Origin of the sequence: Pseudomonas sp. LAMO17WK12:I5 (assembly GCF_900215165.1) — a bacterium.
GTDB classification, from domain to species: domain Bacteria; phylum Pseudomonadota; class Gammaproteobacteria; order Pseudomonadales; family Pseudomonadaceae; genus Aquipseudomonas; species Aquipseudomonas putida_A.
The window spans coordinates 125,672-148,413 of sequence record NZ_OBDS01000015.1; the positions used below are offsets into that span (position 1 = coordinate 125,672).

Annotated in this window: 27 protein-coding genes and 1 pseudogene; 17 read left to right on the plus strand and 11 right to left on the minus strand. The window is 55.8% G+C overall.

The genetic code is table 11. From position 1 onward, the window contains the following. Positions 1–33 precede the first annotated feature (33 nt). Together CRO59_RS29065 and CRO59_RS24870 are read left to right on the plus strand one after the other, a co-directional pair. On the plus strand, positions 34–1,893 hold the full coding sequence (locus CRO59_RS29065) for a DNA cytosine methyltransferase (RefSeq protein WP_256578482.1): 1,860 nt from the start codon (positions 34–36) through the stop codon (positions 1,891–1,893). Between the two features lie 205 nt (positions 1,894–2,098). Beyond that, the gene (locus CRO59_RS24870) at positions 2,099–2,407 is read left to right on the plus strand and encodes a DUF4406 domain-containing protein (protein ID WP_097090005.1); all 309 of its coding nucleotides are present in this window, start codon (positions 2,099–2,101) and stop codon (positions 2,405–2,407) included. A gap of 43 nt (positions 2,408–2,450) precedes the next feature. On the opposite strand, the gene CRO59_RS28635 is transcribed toward CRO59_RS24870, so the two are convergent. Both CRO59_RS28635 and CRO59_RS24875 read right to left on the minus strand, forming a co-directional pair. Beyond that, positions 2,451–3,302, minus strand: coding sequence for an HNH endonuclease signature motif containing protein (locus CRO59_RS28635; RefSeq protein ID WP_143503128.1), 852 nt, complete (start codon positions 3,300–3,302; stop codon positions 2,451–2,453). 57 nt (positions 3,303–3,359) lie between these two features. Further along, complete coding sequence (locus tag CRO59_RS24875) at positions 3,360–3,635, minus strand: hypothetical protein (protein ID WP_097090004.1); 276 nt, start codon at positions 3,633–3,635, stop codon at positions 3,360–3,362. A gap of 105 nt (positions 3,636–3,740) precedes the next feature. Here CRO59_RS24875 and CRO59_RS24880 point away from each other — a divergent pair, with 105 nt between their 5' ends. The 9 genes from CRO59_RS24880 to CRO59_RS24920 all read left to right on the plus strand — a co-directional run bounded on the left by CRO59_RS24880 (position 3,741) and on the right by CRO59_RS24920 (position 9,620). After that, positions 3,741–4,607 (plus strand): hypothetical protein, encoded by an 867-nt coding sequence (locus tag CRO59_RS24880; RefSeq protein ID WP_097090003.1) that lies wholly within the window; start codon positions 3,741–3,743, stop codon positions 4,605–4,607. A gap of 49 nt (positions 4,608–4,656) precedes the next feature. Next, positions 4,657–4,899, plus strand: a complete 243-nt coding sequence (locus CRO59_RS24885) for a hypothetical protein (RefSeq protein WP_097090002.1) — start codon at positions 4,657–4,659, stop codon at positions 4,897–4,899. Positions 4,900–4,963: 64 nt separating this feature from the next. Then, positions 4,964–5,917, plus strand: a complete 954-nt coding sequence (locus CRO59_RS24890) for a phosphoadenosine phosphosulfate reductase family protein (RefSeq protein WP_097090001.1) — start codon at positions 4,964–4,966, stop codon at positions 5,915–5,917. 54 nt (positions 5,918–5,971) lie between these two features. Further along, positions 5,972–6,214, plus strand: a complete 243-nt coding sequence (locus CRO59_RS24895) for a DUF4224 domain-containing protein (RefSeq protein WP_097090000.1) — start codon at positions 5,972–5,974, stop codon at positions 6,212–6,214. A gap of 1 nt (position 6,215) precedes the next feature. After that, a complete protein-coding gene (locus CRO59_RS24900; protein ID WP_097089999.1) occupies positions 6,216–7,265 on the plus strand; it encodes a tyrosine-type recombinase/integrase in 1,050 nt (349 codons plus the stop codon). A gap of 360 nt (positions 7,266–7,625) precedes the next feature. Then, entirely contained in the window at positions 7,626–7,847 is a 222-nt protein-coding gene (locus CRO59_RS24905; RefSeq protein ID WP_097089998.1) for a hypothetical protein, read from the plus strand. Positions 7,848–8,011: 164 nt separating this feature from the next. Beyond that, positions 8,012–8,812 carry an enhanced serine sensitivity protein SseB gene (gene sseB, locus CRO59_RS24910; protein WP_097089997.1) on the plus strand — a complete coding sequence of 267 codons (801 nt, stop codon included), beginning with the start codon at positions 8,012–8,014 and terminating at the stop codon, positions 8,810–8,812. Between the two features lie 11 nt (positions 8,813–8,823). Beyond that, positions 8,824–9,369 carry an NADAR family protein gene (locus tag CRO59_RS24915; RefSeq protein ID WP_027613778.1) on the plus strand — a complete coding sequence of 182 codons (546 nt, stop codon included), beginning with the start codon at positions 8,824–8,826 and terminating at the stop codon, positions 9,367–9,369. Next, positions 9,366–9,620, plus strand: coding sequence for a hypothetical protein (locus tag CRO59_RS24920; protein ID WP_097089996.1), 255 nt, complete (start codon positions 9,366–9,368; stop codon positions 9,618–9,620). The genes CRO59_RS24915 and CRO59_RS24920 overlap by 4 nt, the downstream gene beginning before the upstream one ends. Positions 9,621–10,238: 618 nt before the next feature. Here the strand turns inward: CRO59_RS24920 and CRO59_RS24925 are convergent. From CRO59_RS24925 to CRO59_RS29330, 3 genes are all read right to left on the minus strand, one after another. Beyond that, positions 10,239–10,607 (minus strand): hypothetical protein, encoded by a 369-nt coding sequence (locus tag CRO59_RS24925; RefSeq protein WP_097089995.1) that lies wholly within the window; start codon positions 10,605–10,607, stop codon positions 10,239–10,241. A gap of 6 nt (positions 10,608–10,613) precedes the next feature. Beyond that, the gene (locus CRO59_RS28640) at positions 10,614–11,558 is read right to left on the minus strand and encodes a hypothetical protein (protein ID WP_143503126.1); all 945 of its coding nucleotides are present in this window, start codon (positions 11,556–11,558) and stop codon (positions 10,614–10,616) included. Between the two features lie 235 nt (positions 11,559–11,793). Further along, entirely contained in the window at positions 11,794–12,009 is a 216-nt protein-coding gene (locus CRO59_RS29330) for a hypothetical protein (RefSeq protein WP_097089993.1), read from the minus strand. A 372-nt stretch (positions 12,010–12,381) separates the two neighbouring features. On the opposite strand from CRO59_RS29330, the gene CRO59_RS24940 reads away from it, so the two are divergent. Both CRO59_RS24940 and CRO59_RS29335 read left to right on the plus strand, forming a co-directional pair. After that, positions 12,382–14,157 carry a metallophosphoesterase gene (locus tag CRO59_RS24940; RefSeq protein WP_097089992.1) on the plus strand — a complete coding sequence of 592 codons (1,776 nt, stop codon included), beginning with the start codon at positions 12,382–12,384 and terminating at the stop codon, positions 14,155–14,157. A 133-nt stretch (positions 14,158–14,290) separates the two neighbouring features. Then, positions 14,291–14,453, plus strand: a pseudogene (locus CRO59_RS29335) (LysR family transcriptional regulator); the annotation flags it as partial. 1 nt (position 14,454) lies between these two features. Here CRO59_RS29335 and CRO59_RS24945 read toward each other — a convergent pair. Together CRO59_RS24945 and CRO59_RS24950 are read right to left on the minus strand one after the other, a co-directional pair. Then, a complete protein-coding gene (locus CRO59_RS24945; RefSeq protein WP_027613842.1) occupies positions 14,455–14,694 on the minus strand; it encodes a hypothetical protein in 240 nt (79 codons plus the stop codon). An 83-nt stretch (positions 14,695–14,777) separates the two neighbouring features. After that, complete coding sequence (locus tag CRO59_RS24950; protein ID WP_027613841.1) at positions 14,778–15,008, minus strand: hypothetical protein; 231 nt, start codon at positions 15,006–15,008, stop codon at positions 14,778–14,780. A gap of 217 nt (positions 15,009–15,225) precedes the next feature. Between CRO59_RS24950 and CRO59_RS24955 the strand changes: the two genes are divergently transcribed. Then, the gene (locus CRO59_RS24955) at positions 15,226–15,765 is read left to right on the plus strand and encodes a GAF domain-containing protein (protein WP_027613840.1); all 540 of its coding nucleotides are present in this window, start codon (positions 15,226–15,228) and stop codon (positions 15,763–15,765) included. A gap of 67 nt (positions 15,766–15,832) precedes the next feature. Here the strand turns inward: CRO59_RS24955 and CRO59_RS24960 are convergent, their stop codons facing one another. From CRO59_RS24960 to CRO59_RS24975, 4 genes are all read right to left on the minus strand, one after another. Beyond that, positions 15,833–17,959 carry a TonB-dependent siderophore receptor gene (locus CRO59_RS24960; RefSeq protein WP_097089991.1) on the minus strand — a complete coding sequence of 709 codons (2,127 nt, stop codon included), beginning with the start codon at positions 17,957–17,959 and terminating at the stop codon, positions 15,833–15,835. A 163-nt stretch (positions 17,960–18,122) separates the two neighbouring features. Continuing rightward, positions 18,123–18,344: a hypothetical protein gene (locus CRO59_RS24965; RefSeq protein WP_097089990.1), complete on the minus strand. Its 222-nt coding sequence runs from the start codon at positions 18,342–18,344 to the stop codon at positions 18,123–18,125. Positions 18,345–18,522: 178 nt separating this feature from the next. Beyond that, positions 18,523–19,257, minus strand: coding sequence for an SDR family oxidoreductase (locus CRO59_RS24970; RefSeq protein ID WP_097089989.1), 735 nt, complete (start codon positions 19,255–19,257; stop codon positions 18,523–18,525). A gap of 182 nt (positions 19,258–19,439) precedes the next feature. Continuing rightward, the gene (locus tag CRO59_RS24975) at positions 19,440–20,384 is read right to left on the minus strand and encodes an AraC family transcriptional regulator (RefSeq protein WP_027613836.1); all 945 of its coding nucleotides are present in this window, start codon (positions 20,382–20,384) and stop codon (positions 19,440–19,442) included. Between the two features lie 165 nt (positions 20,385–20,549). On the opposite strand from CRO59_RS24975, the gene CRO59_RS24980 reads away from it, so the two are divergent. From CRO59_RS24980 to CRO59_RS24990, 3 genes are all read left to right on the plus strand, one after another. After that, positions 20,550–21,314, plus strand: a complete 765-nt coding sequence (locus tag CRO59_RS24980; RefSeq protein ID WP_027613835.1) for an SDR family NAD(P)-dependent oxidoreductase — start codon at positions 20,550–20,552, stop codon at positions 21,312–21,314. A 168-nt stretch (positions 21,315–21,482) separates the two neighbouring features. Next, on the plus strand, positions 21,483–21,740 hold the full coding sequence (locus tag CRO59_RS24985) for an Atu4866 domain-containing protein (protein WP_096796853.1): 258 nt from the start codon (positions 21,483–21,485) through the stop codon (positions 21,738–21,740). A gap of 80 nt (positions 21,741–21,820) precedes the next feature. Beyond that, positions 21,821–22,738, plus strand: coding sequence for an AraC family transcriptional regulator (locus CRO59_RS24990; RefSeq protein WP_097089988.1), 918 nt, complete (start codon positions 21,821–21,823; stop codon positions 22,736–22,738). Positions 22,739–22,742: the final 4 nt, after the last annotated feature.

Sequence of the window (22,742 nt, forward strand, 5' to 3'; positions counted from 1 at the left end):
TCTACGAATCACGCCAGCCGGCGAGGATCCCCTATGGAAATCACTTACGGCTCGGTCTGCTCCGGCATCGAGGCGGCAACGCTTGCATGGAAGCCGCTTGGCATGCGTGCGACCTGGTTCGCCGAGATCGAAGCGTTCCCCAGCGCGGTGCTGGCTCACCATTACCCGAACACGCCGAATCTCGGCGACATGACCAAACTCGGCGCCCAGGTACTGGCCGGCAAGATCGCCGCACCGGACGTCCTCGTCGGCGGAACCCCGTGCCAGGCGTTCAGCGTAGCCGGCATGCGCGAAGGCCTCACCGACCCTCGCGGCGCCCTCACCATCAAATACGTGGAGCTCGCAGATGCAGTTGACTATGTTCGAGCAGGCCAGCGAAAGCCGCCCTGCATCATCGTCTGGGAAAACGTCCCCGGTGTCCTCAGTGACAAAGGGAACGCCTTCGGATGCTTTCTTGGCGCGCTTGCTGGGGAAGACTGCGAACTGCAGCCTTCAGGGAAGAAATGGCCGGACGCTGGTTGTGTGTATGGACCCAAAAGAACAATCGCGTGGCGGATCCTGGACGCCCAATATTTCGGCCTGGCCCAACGACGCCGCCGTGTGTTCGTTGTCGCAAGTGCTCGAGACGGATTCGATCCCACCGAGGTACTTTTTGAGCGAGAAGGCGTGCGCCGGGATACTGCGCCGCGCCGAGGCGAGGGGCAAGACGTTACCGGATCAGCTCCTTTCGGCCCTGCGCTCCAGTGCGGATGTGGATACGCCTTCGCCGAGTCATTAGGCCCTTACGGTTGCCCAAACTGCGAGGGCGACGAAGGCCCAGCGGTTGGTGTGTTCTGCGGCGTGCCGGCGTTTGGCGGTCACAGCCTTGGCGGATCAGTCGAGCGGTCGGCAACGCTCACCGCGAAGGACAGTCGGCTCGATGTGGAAAGCGAGACGTTCTTCGTGGCACCCACGCTCGCCGGCGGCGCACGCAAGTCCGGAGGCTACAGCTACGATGACGTCCCATGCGTTGCCGCCACACTGGATGCCAGCTATGGACGGCTTCAAGGCTGCTCCGGGCAAGACGCCAATCACGGCCACAGCCACCTGGTGGTTCACGGCACGCAAGACCCGTGCGTTCTGAATGATCAAGCTCACACTCTCGGCCGGAACAATGGGCAAGAAAACGCCGTGTTCTGCCGTGAAGTCGCCCAAACAGTGACGAGCAACTATGGAAAGCAGTTGGACAACACGAACTCAGCCTTGGGGCCAAACGTCGTTGTTGCCCCAATCCAAAACGCAACACGGGGCAAATCACAGAACGGAATCGGTATCGGCGAAGCATCTGATCCGATGTATACGCTTGATCAAGGCAGCCAGCACGCCGTCATGGTTGCGGAGCTATCGCCGACGCTTCGCTCCGGAAATATGCGCAACAACAGCAATCCGGTCACCGAAACCAGCATGCTTGTTGCAGCGTTCGCCGAGAACTCTCGATCGGAGCTTCGTTATGAAGACGGTGACGGCGGTATCACTGGCGCGCTTGGTTGCGGTGGTGGCAAACCAGGTCAAGGAATGCCTTCCGCTGAGGTCGGCGCGTCAGTTCGACGCCTGACCCCTCGTGAGTGCGAACGACTCCAGGGCATGCTCGACGACTACACACTGATCCCTTGGGCGCCATACAAGAAAGCAATGCGGATTGCCGAACAGTGTCTGCCCCGGTCGGCCAGCGATGACGAGGTACTTCAGGCTCAAATAGCCGCACTGTACTCCTGCGATGTCAGTGGTGAATCAGCCAGTGAATGCCCGGACGGCCCGCGTTACAAGGCGATCGGCAACAGCAAGGCCGTGCCGTGCGTGCGCTGGATCGGCCGGCGAATCCTCAAGCAGATCATACCCAGCCCGTACGGATGATCGCGTCGATCAGACGAACCACAGCGGCGACCAGATTTATCAGGTCAGTCAGTTTTTTCATGCGGCGAAGCCTCGGCAATTAGTCAGCAATTACACGATGCGCTGACGGTAGTGCTCGATTGTCTGTGACCGCCTTGCTGCATTCCTCTTGTGGAAAATTCACCCACCCTCCACCGCCCGGGCATGCCCCGGCATAGGACGCCCTGTGATACGGATTTACCTCAGCGGGCCAATGACCGGCCTGCCCGCCCTCAACTTCCCAGCGTTCGCCGCCATGACCGCCAGCCTTCGCGCCGGCGGCCACGCCGTCACCAACCCCGCTGAACTGAACCCCGACGGCGGAAGCTGGCACGACTGCATGCGCCGCGACATCGCCGCCCTTATGGACTGCGACACCGTGGCCACGCTCCCGGGCTGGGAGCATTCAAAGGGCGCCCGCCTCGAAGTGCTGATCGCTGAACGCCTCGGTATGACGGTTGTGAATGCCCATGATCTGATATTCCTTGAGCTCTGATCAGAAGCGTCCGCACCAATACCCGAGTTAAAAAAACATTAAACTATTTATGATCTCGACGTTTGCGAGATTGGCATTCCCGGAGAAAACGTCTCGCCGCAGATCTATCAAATAAATATCTGGGTACGTTAGGCACAGCAATTCCTACCCCGCATTCTGGAATTGGATATCCGACAGAAATACCAACAGGACAATTTATTGTCCGAATCCCGCCAAAGAAACTTGAGTTATTCGTTAAGAACAGATAATCCTCACCTATCATAATTTCCACCCCGTTCCGAAGAACCCTACCTTTGACCACACTGACTTCACCGGGGGGGTTAAATTTTATCTTTACGAGTATTTTCTTATGAGCTTCTCTAATTATCAGAGACTGGCCAACCCACTCCGCGTCCCACTGCCCTGCATCGTAGACAATCTCATTGTCGAGAATTTCAAGCACCACTTTGTTTAATTCATCACAAGCAGCAAAGCTTAGAAATAAATTTCCTTGATCACGCTTAAACATAATCACTGCTGAACCATCGATTACTAGAGGTGCAAAAGCAAATCCCTCCGGCATGCCCTCAAAAGAGAAAACACTATCGCCAAATTTCACCTTAACGCTATCTCCGGAATAATGAAGCAGATAGTTCTTAGAGACACCGAGTTGCTTATTGAATGGATTTAGATTGGCAGCCAGAACATTTTCCTTAGGAAGCAATCCATTCGTTTTTTCTCCATGATGCTGGCGGCACAAGAGAGTTATTTCGTCCGCAACATGTCGCTGAACTACTGCCCATTCAAGCATATGCTCGTATTCATAGATAGGCAGCCCGCAAATAACGCAGCCAAATCCACATCGCTGCCGAACTTCACGTTTAATTTCTGGTGGTATTGGGGGTCTTACGCTCATATCCAATCTCCTTTCTGAATTCTAGCAACAATATCAGTAACCCCTCCCCCTTCAAAGTCAGCCAAATATCAGGAAGCGAACATTCAGCCCGACGATAAGTAACGCAGTCCAGGGAGCGGGTGTGCGCATCACGCCGAACAGGAGAAAAATAAAAGGGTTCATCATGCCACCCACAAGAAAAATGAGAGACACGCCTTTTGGCTTACTTGGATCAAATAGCTGCCAGACTGCTAACCCCATCCAAACTGCCCAAAAGAAGTACATCGCCACGCCATCGACGCGGAAGAACGCACGCTTGAACGTCTCTCCAACCTTATCTGTCTCGTTGAGCATCTGGGCCACCGCAATTACTGACTCATATCGATACTAGCCGTAGCTTCAAAAACCTCTACTCCCTCCCCCTTCAAAGTCAGCCGCTATAGCGGCAAGGACGAAGTCATGCCCAGAAAAAACCATTTGATCGTCGACTCAGGGTGCACTCAGGATAACGAGCGCTGGGTGCTCTCCGCCTGCGGCCTGAACGAAGATTCCGACGCTGCGTGGGACGGCACCCACCAAAGCGATTTTGTCAGCTGCAAACGATGCTTGGCGAAAATGGCCAAGCCGCGGCCGGCGCCGGAGCCGTTCCACAAAGAGCGCCCCATCCTTTTCAATGGAGCGATGGTCCGCGCTATCTTGTCCGGCCAGAAGACGGTCACACGTCGCCCTATCAAAGGGAGCCAGATCCCCAGCCGCAGCAAATCAGACTCCACCGAACATCAGTGGATCGCCGTCGTTCAAGACCATCCGCGCTGGGGTTTCGCTGCATTCGGTGCGACTGAAGAGAAATGCGCTGCTGAGCTGGCCATGTACGGCGGATGCCCGTATGGCCAGAAAGGCGATCGGCTATGGGTGCGCGAAACGTTCATGGATCTGCTGGGCACAGGCGTTGAGCATCGGCCTGATCCAAATGGACCTCTTCAGCGCTACGCGTACCGCGCCGACTATCCGCCCGGATCGCACTCCGATGAGGCGCGAAAAGACTTTGGTCTCAAGTGGAAGCCAAGCATCCATATGCCGCGCGCAGCCTGCCGCTTCCTGCTGGAGATCACCGACGTCCGCGTCGAGCGGTTGCAGGACATCAGCCGCGCCGATATCCGGGCGGAAGGCCTGCAATGTCCGCCGGAGCTGGCAAGCGATGACGTTTCACCGAATTACCGAGACTGGTACCCGGCGGCTTGGAGGCAGCTGTGGGAGTCAACCGGTGGAGACTGGGCCGCTAACCCGTGGGTCTGGGTCGTCGAGTTCAAGAGGGTTCAGCCATGATCTTCGCCCCGCTCTACATGGCCTACCTGATCTACAGGGGGCCGTGGCGATGACTGATGCGACCAAATACGGGAAGGAGCTGTGGCTGCTTCTCGCTCCAACATTCAATCAAGCGACAGCGCTCGATGGCTTTGGCAATCACCCGGAAAAAGCGCAGGCCTTCGCAGGATTCATCGCAGCCGCGTGCGGCGGAATGATGGCCGAGACTGGCTATGAATCCACCATGGCTGTACTCGCGGCGATCGAGCAGCAAGTCGAGAGCATCAAGGCTGACTCAGAAGTAAAGCACTGACCTGCAGCCTCACTCCCTCCCCCAACTCAACAGCCTGCCGGTGTACGGCGGGCGAGGAATCACTGTGCCTACCCAGAACATCGTCAGCGTCAGCGGTGGAAAAGATTCCACCGCCACGTTGCTGGTGGCGATCGCCCTGGAAACAGAAAACCTTCAGGCCGTCTTCGCCGACACCGGCAACGAACACGAGCAGACCTACCAGTATCTTGATTACTTGGAGCGCGCTACGGGCGTGCCAATTACGAGGGTTAAGGCGGACTTCAGTCGCCAGATCGCCGGAAAAAGGAAGTTCATTGAGACCAAATGGCGTGAGCAGGGCATCGACGAACCGGTGGTACTTGCAGCCCTTGAGGTGCTACAGCCCACCGGGAATCCCTTCCTAGACCTCTGCATCTGGAAAGGACGATTCCCCAGCCGCAAGGCACAGTTTTGCACCATGGAATTAAAGCGCGACCCCATGCTTGAGCAGGTCGTAATACCGATGATGGGCCATGGCGACATGCTGATCAGCTGGCAAGGCGTCCGTGCCGACGAGTCGCTGAACCGCCGGTATCTGCCTGAGTGCGATGAGGTCGGCGGGGGCCTGTTCAATTACCGCCCGATCCTTAAGTGGGACATCCCGGCAGTTTTCGAGGCACATCGTTATATGGGAATCGAGCCAAACCCGCTCTACTCCCAGGGTATGGGCCGAGTCGGTTGCATGCCATGTATCAACTGCCGAAAAGATGAGCTTCGAGAGATAGCCCTGCGCTTCCCCGATGTGATTGATCGCATCGACCGCTGGGAACGCCTTGTGCAACAGGCAAGCAAGCGCGGCGCGGCCACCTTCTTCGCGGGCTCAAACGCCAAGCACCCCAGAGGCTCGATCGCCGATATGACAGCCCTCGAGGTGATGGAAATCGCGAGCATCCGCCAGGCGGTGGAATGGTCGAAGACGGCCCGAGGCGGCATTCAGTACGACCTGATGATTGCAACTGACGCGACAGCCTGCTCTTCAGCGTATGGCCTGTGTGAATAGCAAACCCACCCTAAACCACCTTCTGCCGCCACGCGCGGCATGGAGCAATACCTCATGGAAACCGAAATCCTCTCTGATGAGGAACTGGCCGAACTCACCGGCTACAAGGCCCGCGCATACCAGCGCCGCTGGCTGATTGATCGCCAGTGGGTGTTTGTCGAAAGCCGCGGTAAGCGCCCGCTGGTGGGGCGGATGTACGCCCGCATGAAGCTGGGCATGATCAGCCCTACGATTGCCGATCCGAACCCGCCACCGGCTTCACCGGTATGGACACCTGATTATTCGCGAGTGAACTGATATGCGACCCCGCAAGGCCGAGCACCAGCATCTGCCCCCTCGAATGTACAAGCGATCCCGAAAGCGCAAAAACGGTAATACCTGGACCGCGTATTACTACCGCGACCTGCTCGGCAATGACATCCCTCTGGGCAAGGATCTCGACAAGGCCAGGCTGAAGTGGGCCGAACTCGAAGCCAAGGAAAAGCCCCTCGACCTGCGCACCATGAAGGGAATCTTCGACCGGTACATTCGTGATGTGGTGCCGAAGAAAGCACCGCGCACGCAGAAGGACAACCTGGCGGAAATCAAGCAGCTCCGGCCAATGTTCGACAGCGCCCCGATCGACTCAATCACGCCAGCAACGATTGCCGGGTACCGCGATGCGAGATCGGCGAAGGTCCGGGCGAACCGTGAGATCGCTACCCTCTCCCACATTTTCAATATCGCCCGAGAGTGGGGGCTGACAACGAAGGAGAACCCCTGCCAAGGGGTGCGCAAGAACAAGGAGACGCCGAGGGATTATTACGCGAATGATGTGGTTTGGGAGGCGGTGTACAAGAAGGCAGCTCAGGAGCTGAAGGAAGCGATGGACCTGGCCTATCTGACCGGGCAAAGGCCGGCAGACGTGCTGGTTATGCGGAAGGATGATGTTGAAGGCGGATATCTGACTGTTCAGCAGAACAAGACGCACAAGAAGCTGCGCATTCAGATGACGACCGCCGGAGAGGCGAACAGCCTGGGCATTCTGATCGCTGCGATCACAGAGCGGAACGCTGCGCACGTTTCGAGCTACCTGATCATCAACCGGAGCGGTAAACGGATGACGGCGACGATGCTGAGGAAGCGATGGGATGCCGCGCGGGAGAAGGCAAAGCTGGAAGCTCTTGAGCAGGGAGACGAGCTGCTGGCAAAGAGGATCGGTGAATTCCAGTTCCGGGACATTCGACCAAAGGCGGCATCGGAGATCAGTGATGTGGGTGACGCCAGCCTGCTGCTTGGGCACACAAAAGGCGACATTACCGAGCGAGTTTATCGTCGCGTCGGCGCCATCGCCAAACCATCAAAATAGGCAAAAAATGCGTTCCATAACTCAGATCGCCCCCCTTGTAGAATGCGGTCTGCAGAGGTGCTGCAAAACAAAAGTATTGGAACGAAAAAGCGTCTGAGGCCGCGTATTCAGAGGCTTTCCGTAGCGGTCTTGAAAACCGTCGACTGTAACAGGTCCATGAGTTCGAATCCCATCGCCTCCGCCATATTTGATACGACAAAGCCCTGATTATTCAGGGCTTTGTCGTTTCTGGGGGTTGAGAAATCAATCGGCCGTCTCGTTTGGCACGGAAGCGTTCTCTGGGAGGCGTAAATGCTCTCCCGCCAAGCTTAACCAGCAAATAAAGATCTGCCGAATCAAGCGGCATACGGAAAAACACGGATGACTTCTTTCAGAAATGCTGGTTTCTGGGGCAAAGTTTGGGCTTGTGCCTGGGTAATGTTCCTGCTGCTGACTTCCGGCGATTCCGGCGCTAACTGGATGGATACAAGCTCATCCGGCCGCAAGCGCGTCTTCAGTCCTGGCTTTCTCGTGCTGTGCGTTTTTGTAGCTGTGATTGAGTTGATAATGCTCAACCACTTCTACGGTGCGCATATGAACTGAAGGCGAGGTAGAGCATTCTTTCCACGCGGCTCGGCGTCATCACGCGGTGTTACCTTCCTGATGCGGCAGATTTATCAGGCTTCAGTTCTTCCTGTTTTCACAGCAGCGTGAAAAACTGCGCGTTCTTTGTCACCCATTTTTTGCCTGCATTGATGGAACGGCCGATGGACATCATGGATACCCAGCAAGACAACACCCTCGAAAAGTCACTCAGACTGGCGGCGGATGAACCCGCCCACCGACCTGATTTTTTCAAGACGCTGCTGAATTCGGATATCTACGTCCTCGGCACCGCCGGCACTGGCGAAGGGCGAGTCAACCTTGAGGCAGGCAGCAACATCAGCATTGCGCACTGGCAAAAGCCCGACGGCTCCGCGGTCATCCCGTTTTTCACTTCGTTGCATACACTACGAAGATCCATAAACAGCGAGGAGTCCTATATAGAGATCCCGGCCAGATCGCTGTTTGAAATCACGCTGGGCACTCCTCTTTTCCTCAATCCGAAGTCTCCTTACGGGAAAGAATTTTTCCCCGAGGAAGTGCGCTACCTGCTCTCCGATGAGATCGGCCAGGGACCGGTGCAGCGCACGGTCGAAAAGGACACTCAGGTACTGCTCGGACAGCCGTCGCAATATCCCTCGAAGATGGTCAATTCGCTCAAGCAACTACTCGCCAGACATCGCAATGTGAAGCGCGCGTTTCTGGCATTGATGCATGACGCTTCGTCTGACCAAAAGCCTCATCTGATCATCGGGATCGAAGCGGACGGCGATTTTGAACAGGTCATGCGCGAAGCGGGCAGCGTTGCCGCGGACTTGGCTCCGGATGGCGAACCCGTTGACCTGTACCGCGTTCATGACGCAGATTCAGGCCTTAGCGATTACTTGCTCAAGCAAACCACGCCCTTCTATGAACGGAAGTCGGCAGGCTGGCTGCGTTCATTGTTTGGTTTTGACAAAGCATGAAGGAAGTCCAATTGCACGACTCCAAATATCTGGAAGACCTCCGCTCCCGCTTCAACGCTGGAGAGGAGCTGAACTATGTCTTTTTCTGGGGACACCAGCGAAGCAGGCACGGAGTCAGCGCTTCGTGCTTCAGCCAGTGGTTCGAAGCCGAATTTGTTGTCGACGGGCAACGCTACGCGACTGCCGAACATTTCATGATGGCAGAGAAAGCAGCCTTATTCGGCGATCAGGACATTCGCGCTCAAGTGCTAACGGCGCCTACGCCCAACGCGGCCAAGGCGCTTGGCCGCAACGTGCGTGGATTCAACGAACACGATTGGTTGCAACACCGGTATGCAATTGTCGTCCGGGCCAACCAGGCCAAGTTCTCGCAAAACCCGGAGTTGAATGCATTCCTCAAGAATACCGGTTCTCGCATCATCGTTGAGGCCAGCCCGGTTGACAGCATCTGGGGCATCGGACTCGCCCAGGATCACGTAAACGCGAATAACCCCAACCTGTGGCAAGGCCTGAATCTGCTGGGGTTCGCGCTGATGCAGGTCCGCGACGAAACATGATTCGCCCACGTCGCAGTGGCGAACACCGCGACGGGCGTACCGCACAGAAGCCGGGCAACTTACGCGACCGCCCTCTCGTGCTCGCTTTTCCTTCGGGACGCTCAAACAATGAATGGGGGCGGACGCAGTTCCTGACGCGAAAGCTGGCCGGAGTGAGTGCGCTGATGAGCTTGAATGTTCTCGCCTACAACTTGAAACGGGTCATGAAAATCATCGGTGCCTACGGTTTGATGCAAGCGCTAATGGCCTGAAAAAGGCTGATTTCGGCCCATTCCAGAGGCTGTAAAAACAGCGTTGCCGTGTTCCAAGCTACGAACGATATGGCGCGTGACATGACCGTGCGATCTCTCGGTCAGCAAATGTCACTGCTCGACGACGATGAGGTTCATGGTGTTTTACACACTCTGGGCCGATGGCTGGCGCTCAGGAGCGACCGCATTCGGCAAAAGCGGTCATAGGATGTTTACAAAGCCGGGGGGGGGATTCACTCACGCACCACCATGATTAAGAAACACTATGGCAAGCTGATCCCATCCAATGCTAAACAGATGACCTCGCATGTCTCAGAACCGATGGGATTTGGGAAGGGGCTGAAGCGGTAAGGAGGTAGCGGATTTTGCTCCCAAATTGTCCGTCTTATGCCCCCGAGGCGATTTGAGCATTAAAAAACAAAGAAAAACCCCTGTAACTCATTGAGCTACAGGGGGGGCTTATGTGGAGGGGAATAGGGATTCGAACCCGTTCCAGAATAGCACAGACGCACAAATAGCTAACACAGTCAATATGATACGCACCCACCACTGCACTACTTACTACTATATCGCACAGCTCTTTTGACATTCCACGCACGCTAAACTATATGCGTGCGCTTATACCAGTAAAGCAGAGCGCAAAGACAGGGGAACAGGAAGCAACTTCACAAGTTCTTGTCCCACCTCTATAAACTTCACTAACTGCTCCAAAGTTTTAGTAAATTTATCCAGATCACTGATAGTCTTTTTAATTTCAAAGTTTATATTACTTAAAGAATCCACCTTACTCTTAATTTGAGGCGTCGTCGTATCGAAATAAGCACGAACCAACTTCCTCTGAAAAACATCTAAATCATCACGTATATCATCTAAAATAAGTCGCTTTGGAACGCCAGGATCAAATTCGGTTGATAGCACATCAACCCTAACTATCAAGTCACCAACAGCCCTAATCAAATCAGTGTAAGAAATAATATCAGAAGACATAAATCATCACTCCTTCCCGGAACGTAAAACCTTAATGGAATCAGCTATCACCGTCGCACTAGATACAAAAGCATCGACAGCCTCCACTAGTTCAGAAAAATCCTGAGGGTTCTTTGGGCTTTTCGCATAAACGACTAATTCCTGATGGGCTTGAAGCATTGCATCAAGACCAGGTCCAGCACCTAGCATTAGTTGTAATCCGTCCCAATCCTCCTCAGCCTTTTTAATCCCTGAAATATTCTTCTTCAGCTTTTCCGCATCAGGAATTTTCTGAGTCAACTCTAGATTATAGGCATCAACAGCGGATTTTCTTGACAAACTCAAAGAATTGCGACGGCGCTCATATAAATTAGCCATATCATCTTTAATTGAAACTATTAGTCCTTCAACAGCACTTTCAGATGACTTTATTGCCGAATCTAGAGCCTTTTGAATTTTAGCTTCCAAAGTAAGTTTTGTTACCTCTGCCACCACGCCTGCAAAAGCAGTTGCTTTAGCATCTACCGTATCAGGAGCGGTATTATTATTAAGTGACAAACGAAGACCCTTGACAGCATCATCAAGTGAGTTTGCTGCGTCCTTTGCTCTGTCAGGAGCATCACTACTTGCAAGAGCCAACAATAACTTACCGTGTTTTGTCAAAGCGTCTAACGCAGACATACGAACAGCCAAAGCATCAGCGCTAATTACACGCCAATCTCCTTTATCAATTTCACTAAGCGAAATACGCTCTCGCTTAGCAAGATGAGCATTAAGTAGACTATCGTACTCTCTACTGTTTGCCAGACCATACTCAGTGCGCGCTCCTTCGATAACCACTGTCGACGCCTGCTGATATCTAACAATTGGCTCTCGATATAATGCAGGCTTGGGACAACCAGCAAGCATAAAAACAGTAGCCACTAGAAAAGCAAGTTTCGATCCAGAACTAAAATTAGGAGTTAATCGCATAAGATCGCTTCCTTGCACATTAATTTTATGGATATCTCTGCAAAGGCAAAATGACACTAGTCAATCAAAATCACACTGTCCAATATTTTTTTAAATAAAACGGAATAAAAACCTGGGTGGCCATTCCATAACGCACATACCGCACATCAAAAAAATGGTTCTTCATGGAATACGGAACAAAAAATGGCAAAAAATGGGGGCGCAAAAAAATGGGACCAAAAAAATGGGGACGGATTTATTTCTCAGAAAATAAATCAGTCCCCTTTTCTCTGAGGCACGGATGAACATTCGCCATCAAATGCTGATCGGCGACTACTTTCAGGTGGGTACACAGGTCATTTAAATCCGAGCACTGGTCAATGCTGCGTAAAAGGTGGTGGGGTGAGACGTGGTTTTCCAGATTGAACGAGTGCTGCTCCCCTTCCGGTAACAACCCAATCATGCTGTTCATCCCCGCGCTCACTGACAGAGAAACTCTGCCAGGGGAATGGAGAGGTGAAGCTATTTTTTGACAGAATCGGCCAATTGCAGACTATGGATACACTGCTAGGCTCCATGGTATGGCCAAAAGCTATGTCGCCTTTCTTGCTCACCGCATGTCGTTTTTCTGGCGCGTTACACAGATTGAACAGTGAGCTACGCACATGCAAGGAGCGCAACCAGACACAAGTAGCGGAAACTGTAATGCGCTTAACTGCCGCTCACTTCGTTCGCCCTTTGGCTTAATCGTTGCTCCTTATGAAAACGGTCCCACTTTTCAGTCGCCTAATCTAAGGCTCTGGGTGGAAGTTCCAACCGTACGCTCTGATGGTGGACAAGGCACATGGATAATCACGTTTTAGCGCGCATAAGCGTCGCACTCCTTTTTTCCGTTCTGACAGGATGCTACTCGACCATCCGAGTTCTGCCAGATTCTCCATCTGCCACGCCGATTGCCGGCGGCGACTTCCCCATGGCCGTTGTCTACTTCATGGCCGACAATCAGGAGAGAGAGCTGTTCGGCGATCCGACGTACTACTCCGCGCGCCTTGCGCAGGACACCAGCGACGTCGCCATCCGCTCCGTCGAGCAGGATCTCTACACCAAGTATGTTGCCGAGTCGGTGATGCGGAGAATTACTCAGCAAGACGGGACTCCACCGGTGATCCACCTAGGCGATCTTTTGGACTATTCATGCCACTCCGAATTTAAGCGCCTTAAGCGCTTGTCCTTTCTATCTGCTCCAAACGTCTACATTGCCAAAGGTAATCACGATGGAATTTTTCAGGGGAACATGAGTTATGGCGGCTGGATGGGAACGGCTTGGCTTTACATCCGAAAAATTACTGTCAACCACAGCATCGATCCCTCACTTGAGGGGCACTTCAACGCCGTTTGCGGCCAGCTGGATGACAATCCGCTTGCATCTGATGCCAACAGACTGCGCCCATTTCCAGATGCTCGCGAATGGCCGCACCAGTTCAACTGTGATTACCTGCGGTTGAAGAGCGGCGGAAAACTCCCACTTGCAATTGATACCTTCTGCAACGCCTCGGACTATCACCGACGCGTACTTGTGGCGGCGGGCAAAGCAACACCTCCGCTCGTTAATTCGCAGTTGACTGTCCACACCCCATACGAGTACACGGCAACAATGAACACCGGCAACTCGGTGAATAAATGGAACAAGGGCTCGCTGCTCCAATCCGTACGCGTCCCCCTTAAACAGCTTGGCAATGTCACCAGTGCGGAGCTTGGTGTGATCCTGCTCGACACAACTGATTGGCCCAGCGTGCCGAGCTTTAAGTTTCTGTCGAAAGAGTCGAACTCCAATGTCGGCACTATTCGCCAAGGCCAGCGTGACCTAGTCGTAGAGCAGCTCAAGTCATGGCGGGACGATCCGACGCGCAGCGTCAAGGCGGTAGTGCTGACCGGCCACTATCCGCTTCGCGCCCTTGACCGCAGTTCGGCACAGTGGATGCTAAAGCTGCACGACGAGTTTCCCTTCGTAACCCCTGTCTACTTCAGTGCACACACTCACGAGGGATACACCGCTGTGGGCGACGACCAAGAAGTGTCGAAGGGCGTAATCCGGGAGATCAACGTCGGCTCGCTCATCGATGCACCCGTCCACTACCGTAAGGCGATCTTCAGCTGGGACGCAGAACGTTCGCGTTTGCTGCTTACATCTGAACTGCGTACCCCCTGGACGGAATTGAACTGCGCGGCCGACGGGTCGCCACAAGCCAAAGCAGCTGCGGCAGGTCGGGTTTCAGCCGAAACATACGCCCACAGCAAACGCTTTCAGCCGCAGCAACAATGGTGCGAACGCCTAACGTTCGCCGGTAGGTCCATGCGTGACCTCGCGGGGCAGGCCGTCGAAGAAAAGGACTACGCCGAGTGCACAGGTAGTGCGCTGCGCCCGACACCTGATTTTTTGACCCGCTACAGAACCGCTCAAGCATCTATGGACGCTTCGCTCATTGGTAACATTGCCGAGCAGGAGCGCCTAGCATGCGCCGCTCTCGCTGGCGGAAAAGTTTTTTCGTTCAATAAGAACCACAAGCCGCCAGAGACCGTCAGCTATGCCTTCGATTTGGCAGGAGGTGTTCCGAAATGACTAAAATGGCGACCACTAAAATGGGAACTGATTTATATTTTGGAAATAAATCAACCCCCTTTTTTGTCCGTACCCTTTTTTGCTCCCTTTTTTATGCGCACAAAAAGGAGCCATAAGGGACGCCTTCGCCGCCTGCCTCAGTTATACCCTCCTGTCCACTGGAACCAACTGGCGGTTCAAGGATGCTGATGTCCCGATTTCCGATCAACAGCGTGTCAACTCGCCTGAGTGTATACGTGAGTATCGTCAACGCAGGATTGGGCATCGCGCAGGGGCCGGGGGCGAGCGAAGAAGAAATCAGTCAGCGCCTGCATCCTTCACGTCGATTTGCGTAATACCCACCAGACTGGCCTGCTCCAGTATCTCTTCAGCAGTCGAGTCAGCTGTTGGCATGATCAGACTGTTCTCAGCATCCCCAAAATGCAGTTCCAGCAGATGCATGGCAGCGTCGTGAATGGAGAGCTTCGACTGCTGCAACGCGAGTTGATGCGTACGGGACTCGCCGTTGAACAGGTACTCGATGGTGTAATTGCGCATTGATAACCTCAAAATCAGAGTGGCAGATAACTACCCTGACTTACCGGTCAATCGTTAGTTCAAGCGGATAAATGTTCTGCAGCTCAACTGCGAGAAAGCGTTTTCAGCCGCTCGACCAAAGCCGCTTCAAAAATCACGTACAGCTTTTCAGCATCGCCGGCACGCAGAACCTCGCTGGTTTCCAGCCCAAGCACGAAGCCATCCGCACGAGCCCCCGCCTTCACGGCGATGATCATCGAGTCTGCCCGGACAATCTGCGCCAGGAGCCGATCAGCTTCACGTTGCATCTTTTCGCTCAACACTACGCCTTCCACTTTCCTCACCTTTCATTCAATGCGACATCCAACATTTATGAGATCAAGGCTACGCCGCCGATAACGGCGCCTCAAGCCGCACGCCAATGACGCTTCGCTATTGCAGCCATCAGGAACCTTTGATGTGAACGAATCCATTTTGTTTAGTATCAAAATGAGCAGTTTCAAAAGCGTTTAGCAGTCGCCAACTTAAAAAATCATGACCGGAGAACAATGCATGCCCCTCAGTGACACCATTGACAGAGCGTTGCTAAGCGCAGAGGAACGTTCCTCTATCGCTGAAATTGAAGCTACAACCAATATTCTGCAGCTTGTTACACGCATGACCGGGACGCGGTTCGCGGCGATCGCGAAATTCACCGAGACTGACTGGATCGTCTGTTCCGCCTACGATCCGATCGAGCTTGGGATCAACTCCGGCGACACGCTGGAATTGGAAACCACGCTGTGCAGTGAGTTTCGCAGAGACCCTCAGGTGCTTTTCGTGCCGCAGATAAGTCGCGACGGCAGATTTTCCACACGCCCCGTGGTGAAGCAATATTTGATTGAAAGCTACGCAGGCGCGCCCATTTTCCTTCCTGACGGACAACTTTGGGGCGCGCTGTGTGCGTTGGACTCCAGGGCGGTGATTTTCGACGACCCGGATCTGGCGGATACGTTAGGCCTGTTCGCGAGACTGATCGGCTGTATCTTTTACGCGAATCTGACGGAGGCCGGCAGCGGCTACAGCAAGAACGTTTCAAGCGTTATCGGATAAACAAGAAACAGCCCTGAATATTCAGGGCTGTTTCATTTGTGGCCTGTGAGAATTTTGCTCCACCCTGCTACAAGGTGTAGGAAACGCCGATCTGCACGGTTCGCGGCGCCCCCGGGTAGGCATAGACGTTGCCGAATGCGCCCTCTTCATAATCACGGTCGAACAGGTTTTTCACGTCGAGATTAAGCCGCACCTTGTCATTGATCTTGTAGAAGCTGAGCAAGTCGACAACGGTATAGCTGCCCATCGAAAACGCGGTGTTGGCGGTTTGGCCGGCGCGCTCGTCGACGTACTTGAGGCCGGTGCCCAGGCCCAGTCCCTTGAAGGTGCCGTCCTGGAATTCATACATGTTCAGCAGGCTGAAGCTGTTCTTCGGGATGTTCATCAGCCGCGTGCCAGAGCGCAGCACGTTGTCCTTGGTTACCTCGGCATCGACATAGGCGTAGCCACCCATCACCCGCCATTCGGGAGTCAGGTTGCCGGCCACGTTGACGTCGAAACCGCGGCTACGCACTTCGCCGGCCGCAACGCTGAAGGTCGAGTCAACCGGGTCGGTGGTCAGCACGTTACGTTTTTCGATCTGATAGATCGCCGCGTCGACGCTCAACTGCTGATCCAGCGCTTCCCACTTGAGTCCCATTTCATAGGACTTGCCCTTCTCTGGCTCGAACCCTCCGCCCTGGCGACTGGCGCCGGTGTTCGGCTTGAAAGAGCGCGCCGTGTCGGCATAGATCGCCAATGTCTCGGTCAGGTCATAGGTCACGCCGATGCGCGGAGTCACCGCGTTGTCACTGGCCTGCCAGCTCTTGCCACCGGGCACGTAAGTTTCGTAGTCATGTTCGAAGCGCTCGAAACGCGCCCCGGCCAACACCTTGAGTTTATCGGTCAACGCCACCTGATCCTGCACGAACGCGGCATACGTCTTGAGGTTTTCCTTGTCGTGTGTCGGCGTGCGGGTGAGTGCCGGGCGCGGCTGGCCGTAGACCGGGTCGAAGATGTCGATCGGGTACGCACCGACGGCGCCGCTGGAGCGCTGGATGATCGACTTGTAGTCGTAATCCTCGTACTCGATACCGGTGAGCAACGTGTGCTGCAAACCCGCGGTATCGAAATGCCCGGTCAGGTTGAGCTGGGTATCCTTGTCGGTCCACTCCAGCTTGCGATAGTTGAAATTGCGCCCCAACGTGCGGCCGTCATCGGCAATGCCATTGGCCTCGATTGCGTTGCCCTTGAGCGAACCGTCGAGCCACTGGAACCCGCCGCCCAGGGTCCAGTCGTCATTGAGCATGTGCTCGAAACGCAGTTGGGCCATGTTGTTGTCGTTATGCAGTTTGCCAGCGTCTTTTTCGCCGAAAAAACTGTCGCGCGAAGCGGTTCCCGTCTGTTTTGCGTAACGGGTAAGGCCGCGATCCAGAGGCGCGTTGTTGCGCATGAAATCGCCTTCAAAAATCAGCTTGGTCGCGTCGGTAGCCTGCCAGGTGAGCACCGGTGCGATGCCGTAGCGCTCGGTTTCGACATGATCGCGGAAAGTGTCGCCGCCCTCGCCCACAACGTTTAAGCGATAGGCCAGACGCCCTTCTTCGTCGAGCGGGCCGGAAGCGTCCAGCGTGCCGCGTTTCATGCCCTGATCGTTGAGTTGGCTGCCCAGGGTGACGCTGCTTTCAGGCAACGGCTGCTTGGACACCACGTTGAAGGTGCCGCCAGGATCACCTCGACCGTAGAGCATGGTGGCCGGGCCGCGCAGCACTTCGAGGCGTTCGATTGTGTTGGCATCCGGCATGTTCGGATAGCCGCGGTTGATCGGGAAACCGTTCCGATAGAACTCGCCAGTGGTGAAGCCACGCACGGTAAACGTGGTCAGACCCTGCCCACCAAAATTGTTCGCCCGCCCCACGCCGCCGGCGTAGTCCAGCGCGTCCTGCAATCGGGTGGCGCCCAGATCTTCGACCGCATCCTTCGAGACGACACTGATCGATTGCGCAGTTTCATGGATCGAGGTGTCGGTACGCGTGGCGCTGGCCGAGCGCGTCGCGCGATAACCCTGCACCGGGCCGTCCGCCCTTTCGTAATTCGCCGTACCGATGACATCGGTAGCGTCCAGCTCCAGCGTTGAGGGTGATGCCCCCGTTTGATCAGCCCATGAGGCAGGCGACAATGCTTGCAGCACACAAATGGAAAGCAGGGTTCGACGCATGGAGAGGGAAACCTTTACGAATAGGCCAATGCAGGGGGTGAATCCGCCAAAAAACTCCCGCGCATGCTATACAAAATTATTCGCAATTAATACAGATTCCCATTAACAACAGTTGCCGCTGTCAATGCGGCACCGTCGCTCTGCGCCCTGCCCCGCCAAATTCTCAGGTTCCGCCCGAAAGCCCCTCGGTGGCCTGGGCGAACCTCGCACCGGCCTTGCGCACCAACTGGCGCCATTCTGTTGCTGTAATCAGCCCTTCCTGCTCCATGGTGTCGGCCATTTTCAGCAACTCGTCGTATTGATCCTCGGCGTCCATACGGATCTCTGGCTCTTCCAGTAATTTTCGCCAGGCGGCCAACGCCTGCTCTTTCCGAACGTCGCTCATGGTCATTACCCCCGGGTGACTTGTAAGTCGGTAGAGGGCTGCGGTTCTGGAGTGTTCAGCGGCGGCGACTGACGGCGCGACAGATGGTTTTCGTTGCGGCCTCGAAAATGAAGCGGCCCAAAGCAGCCGTTGATGCACGACTGCTTTGAGCCTGAGAGCGATTGCCTTCCAGGATGGCTCAGTGCGGGCTGGCCGTCGGACGTACCACAATCTCACTTACATCAACATCGTCGGGCTGTTCGATGGCATAAGCGAGGGCTCGTGCAATGGCGTCGGCGTTGAGCGCCACACGCCGGAAGGCTTTCATTTCCTCGCGTGCCTCCTCATCGGAAATCGTATCGGCCAGTTCCGACTCGACGACACCCGGGCACACCACCGTGACGCGAATCTTGTCCGTTTCCTGGCGCAAACCATCCGAGATGGCGCGGACGGCGAATTTGGTCGCGCAGTACACCGCGGCGGTTGGAGAGACCGCAAGACCGCCAATCGACGAGATATTGATAACCTGCCCGTACCCTTGCGCCTGCATGTCCGGCAAGACCGCAGCGATACCATGCAGCACCCCGCGCACGTTGACATCGAGCATCTGGTTCCACTCATTGACTTTCAGCGAGGCCAGGGGAGACAGCGGCATCACGCCCGCGTTATTGATGATCACGTCGATCTTGCCATGTTGCGCCTTGGCGAACGTCACGAACGCCTGCATGGATTGCAGATCGGTGACATCCAGTGCGCGGGCCTTGGCCGAGCCACCCTCGGCCCGGATCTCGCTGACCAGTTGGTCCAGACGCTCTGTACGGCGGGCACCGAGTACCACATGGGCACCTTTGCTGGCGATCAGCCTGGCCGCCGCTTCGCCAATACCACTGCTTGCACCGGTAATCAGCACGACTTTGTTGTGAATGTTCGACATATCCGTAGCTCCTGCTCTCAGCATTTAAGTTCAGCAGCGACCGCTGAAGTTGCGGGCGTTGCTGCGGGGTACGTCGAAAAGATTAAGGGCACATGCCTGCTCGGCGCGTGCCGAAACCTGCGCAACTTTTGCCTATTCGTGTCGGTGTGCATCAATCTGCAAAACAGATAAAGCAGCGATGCTCAAGCCCCACGGAACTCGCTGGGCGTTACGCCCACCTCGCGACGAAATACCTGAGAGAAGTGACTGGGGCTTGAATAGCCGACCTCCAGGCCGACGTCGATGACACTGCGCCCGGTCTCGAGCAACAGCTGCCGCGCGCGAATCATGCGCAAGCGGATGAAGTACTGCGAAGGCGAAAAACCCGTCGCACGCTTGAACAGACGGCTGAAGTGGTACTCGCTCAGCTCGGCCAGTCTGGCCAGCTTTGCCAGACTGAATTCAGCGCCCAGATCCGCACTCATGGCGTCAGTGACTTTGCGCAGCTTGTAGGCTTGCAAAGCGTTGCTCCGACGTCCGCCTCGGGCCTCGGCGCGATAGCTGCGCACCAGATGTACGGCCAGCGCCTGTGCCAGCGAGCGGGCAAACAGAGCGCTGGGCGAGCGCTCCAGAACCAGTTCGGTGCGCAACTGCTCCATGACAAACGCGACGCGCGCGTCGCGTGCCCCGGAAATATCACGCAAACGCACAGCTCCCCCGTAATCCCCCAACAACTCACGCGACGCGTGCTCGATCAACGGCAGCCCCAGATAAAGGTGCATGACTTCAAAGGTGTCGGCCCCTTGAGTCTGCCAGCGCATCTCATAAGGCTCGTCGGAACTGGTGAGGAAAAAATCGCCCGCGCTGACCTCCGCCGCTTCCCACTCGCCACCCGGCACGCGCTCCTCCACCCTCGCCGACCCCGCCAGAACCAGGACGAGCAGCGGTTCCACCACCGCAGGCACGAGAATGGGTTCAACCACGCTGCCATGGGTAAAAAACCGGATCACGATGTCCTTGATTTCCGGACACGCTGGCAACGCCTGCGGCTCGCCCGGCAGGTAGTCTCCCATCGACTGCCCGGTGATGCGCAAGTCCTGGGAGGAAGTGGACTTCTGTTGCAACGCCGTTTGCCCGGTATTGGTCATGAACATGCCCTTTTGCTGAGATTCAGCGCAAAACCCCGACAGCCGGGGCAATCTCCCGAAAGCCGACCTCGCCCCGCTGCGAGACAGTAGGCCCGTCGCCGATGACAGCGCCTTGCGGGCGCCGACCCGGCCAATCCCTACTCGATCAAAATGCTGGAGAACATCATGACCGATATCAAGCACAGCACACCAAACGAAGTGGCCGGTAAAGTGGCTCTGATCACTGGCGCGGCCAGTGGCATCGGCAAGGCCATCGCACTACTGCTGCATGCCCGCGGCGCCAAAGTCATCGCCGAAGATATCAGCCCTGAGGTAGAGGCGCTGGCTCGCCCCGGGCTGGTACCACTGGTAGCCGACATCACTCAGGACGGGGCCGCTGAACGCGCGGTCGCATTGGCCGTCGAGCAATTTGGTCGACTGGACATTCTGGTCAATAACGCCGGCATCATCATCAACAAGCTGGTCATCGACATGACTCGCGAAGACTGGGAGCGCATTCAGGCGGTCAATGCCACGGCGGCATTTCTGCATAGCCGCGAAGCGGTCAAGGCGATGATGCCGAATAAATCCGGTTCGATCGTCAACATCGCGTCCTACGCCTCCTACTTCGCCTTCCCCACCATCGCCGCCTACACCGCTTCCAAAGGCGCACTCGCGCAACTGACGCGCACCCTGGCGCTTGAAGTCATTGGCCACGGCATCCGCGTCAATGCCGTCGGCGTCGGAGATGTGGTGACCAACATCCTCAACAATGTAGTCGACGATGGCCCGGCATTTCTCGCCCAACACGGCGAGGCCGCGCCGATCGGCCGTGCGGCACAACCGGAAGAAATCGCCGAAGTGGTCGCGTTCATCGCCTCGGACCGTGCCAGCTTCATGGTCGGTTCGGTTGTCATGGCCGACGGCGGCATGACCGTCACGGCCGGTTGAGCCATTACAGGAAAGATCCGCCCGCAAGCCCGAGAGGATCAGGCAAATCTGCGGCAGTTTTGTTCTGACACCTCTGCGCTCTGCTACGTAATCTGAAAGCACGCAACGGATGCAGACACAGGCCACGGCAGGCCGCTCGGATTGAATGAGGACTGAGGAGAAAAGCTGATGAAAAATGCCAGACAAACCACGCCTGACCATCGTTACGCCGGGATGTGGGTCACCGCTGATGGGTTCATCCGTCACGAGCTTCTGACCACTGGGCGTTATGACGAGGCCCGTGGTAAAAATAACAGTGCTTATGAAGGTCGCTACGAAATAACCGGTGACTATATCCAGTACTGGGACGACACCGGCTTCACCGCTGACGGGCATTTTCATGACGACGTGCTGTATCACGCCGGCATGGTCCTTTATCGGCAATGAGCACTTTAATGATGTCGGGTGAATATCGTCTGCCTGGACAGTTCCGGGCAGACGCTCATGGACACTTGTGAGAGCCTGAAATGCAACAGAGCGATGCTTTCATCCTGCAAAACACGGCCATCTACCGTGACGAACTGGTTCGCTTGCTGACGCAACGGTTTAGCGCACCCGGGGTCTATGAGACCGCCGTAGCGCCCTTGCATGTAATCCGTTTTGACGCACCTTCGGAGCTGATCCACACTGTGCACAAGCCGGCACTTTGCCTGATCGTGCAAGGACAAAAAGAAGTCGGCCTGGGTGACGACCATTACCTGTACGACCCGCTCAGTTACCTGGTGGTCTCAGTGACACTTCCCGTGTCCGGGCGCGTGCTGATGGCCAGCCCGGAGGCGCCCTATCTGTGTATCCGCATTGATTTCGAAGCCACGGAAATCGCGCAGGTCATCGCCGATGCGCCCCCGACGGGCGTCCCGGACGAGCCGGAGCTTGGCCTGTTCATTGAAAAGGTCGATGTGCCTCTGCTGGAAACCATGCTTCGGCTGGTCCGGCTGCTGGAAACACCGAAAGACATCGGCATGCTCGCGCCCCTCGCCCTTCGCGAGCTGTATTACCGGCTCCTGCGAGGTGTGCACGGTCGTCGTCTGTATGAGCTTGCCCTCGTTGACTCGCAAACACGCCGGGTAACGCGGGCAATCGATTGGCTGAACAACCACTACACCCAACCCTTGCGCATCGAAGAACTCGCGCGGGTCGCCAGTCTCGGCAGCTCCACATTGCATCATCAATTCAAGGCCGTGACGGCCATGAGTCCACTGCAATACCAGAAACAGCTTCGCCTGCAGGAAGCCCGCCGCTTATTGCTCGGCGAAGGGCTGGATGTGGCGAGTGCCTGCTATCGAGTGGGCTACGAAAGCCCGTCGCAATTCAGCCGGGAATACAGTCGCCAGTTCGGGTGTCCGCCATCAAGAGACACCCAGCGGGTTCGCCGCCCGGCGTGAAAGT

What these genes read in the sequence shown, in the direction of transcription:
- CRO59_RS29065 (WP_256578482.1), top strand. Translation starts at nt 34, where the DNA reads ATGGAAATCACTTACGGCTCGGTCTGCTCCGGCATCGAGGCGGCAACG.
- CRO59_RS28635 (WP_143503128.1), bottom strand. Translation starts at nt 3,302, where the DNA reads ATGAGCGTAAGACCCCCAATACCACCAGAAATTAAACGTGAAGTTCGG.
- CRO59_RS24875 (WP_097090004.1), bottom strand. Translation starts at nt 3,635, where the DNA reads ATGCTCAACGAGACAGATAAGGTTGGAGAGACGTTCAAGCGTGCGTTC.
- CRO59_RS24880 (WP_097090003.1), top strand. Translation starts at nt 3,741, where the DNA reads ATGCCCAGAAAAAACCATTTGATCGTCGACTCAGGGTGCACTCAGGAT.
- CRO59_RS24885 (WP_097090002.1), top strand. Translation starts at nt 4,657, where the DNA reads ATGACTGATGCGACCAAATACGGGAAGGAGCTGTGGCTGCTTCTCGCT.
- CRO59_RS24895 (WP_097090000.1), top strand. Translation starts at nt 5,972, where the DNA reads ATGGAAACCGAAATCCTCTCTGATGAGGAACTGGCCGAACTCACCGGC.
- CRO59_RS24900 (WP_097089999.1), top strand. Translation starts at nt 6,216, where the DNA reads ATGCGACCCCGCAAGGCCGAGCACCAGCATCTGCCCCCTCGAATGTAC.
- CRO59_RS24905 (WP_097089998.1), top strand. Translation starts at nt 7,626, where the DNA reads ATGACTTCTTTCAGAAATGCTGGTTTCTGGGGCAAAGTTTGGGCTTGT.
- sseB (WP_097089997.1), top strand. Translation starts at nt 8,012, where the DNA reads ATGGACATCATGGATACCCAGCAAGACAACACCCTCGAAAAGTCACTC.
- CRO59_RS24920 (WP_097089996.1), top strand. Translation starts at nt 9,366, where the DNA reads ATGATTCGCCCACGTCGCAGTGGCGAACACCGCGACGGGCGTACCGCA.
- CRO59_RS24925 (WP_097089995.1), bottom strand. Translation starts at nt 10,607, where the DNA reads ATGTCTTCTGATATTATTTCTTACACTGATTTGATTAGGGCTGTTGGT.
- CRO59_RS28640 (WP_143503126.1), bottom strand. Translation starts at nt 11,558, where the DNA reads ATGCGATTAACTCCTAATTTTAGTTCTGGATCGAAACTTGCTTTTCTA.
- CRO59_RS29330 (WP_097089993.1), bottom strand. Translation starts at nt 12,009, where the DNA reads ATGAACAGCATGATTGGGTTGTTACCGGAAGGGGAGCAGCACTCGTTC.
- CRO59_RS24940 (WP_097089992.1), top strand. Translation starts at nt 12,382, where the DNA reads ATGGATAATCACGTTTTAGCGCGCATAAGCGTCGCACTCCTTTTTTCC.
- CRO59_RS24945 (WP_027613842.1), bottom strand. Translation starts at nt 14,694, where the DNA reads ATGCGCAATTACACCATCGAGTACCTGTTCAACGGCGAGTCCCGTACG.
- CRO59_RS24955 (WP_027613840.1), top strand. Translation starts at nt 15,226, where the DNA reads ATGCCCCTCAGTGACACCATTGACAGAGCGTTGCTAAGCGCAGAGGAA.
- CRO59_RS24960 (WP_097089991.1), bottom strand. Translation starts at nt 17,959, where the DNA reads ATGCGTCGAACCCTGCTTTCCATTTGTGTGCTGCAAGCATTGTCGCCT.
- CRO59_RS24965 (WP_097089990.1), bottom strand. Translation starts at nt 18,344, where the DNA reads ATGAGCGACGTTCGGAAAGAGCAGGCGTTGGCCGCCTGGCGAAAATTA.
- CRO59_RS24970 (WP_097089989.1), bottom strand. Translation starts at nt 19,257, where the DNA reads ATGTCGAACATTCACAACAAAGTCGTGCTGATTACCGGTGCAAGCAGT.
- CRO59_RS24975 (WP_027613836.1), bottom strand. Translation starts at nt 20,384, where the DNA reads ATGACCAATACCGGGCAAACGGCGTTGCAACAGAAGTCCACTTCCTCC.
- CRO59_RS24980 (WP_027613835.1), top strand. Translation starts at nt 20,550, where the DNA reads ATGACCGATATCAAGCACAGCACACCAAACGAAGTGGCCGGTAAAGTG.
- CRO59_RS24985 (WP_096796853.1), top strand. Translation starts at nt 21,483, where the DNA reads ATGAAAAATGCCAGACAAACCACGCCTGACCATCGTTACGCCGGGATG.
- CRO59_RS24990 (WP_097089988.1), top strand. Translation starts at nt 21,821, where the DNA reads ATGCAACAGAGCGATGCTTTCATCCTGCAAAACACGGCCATCTACCGT.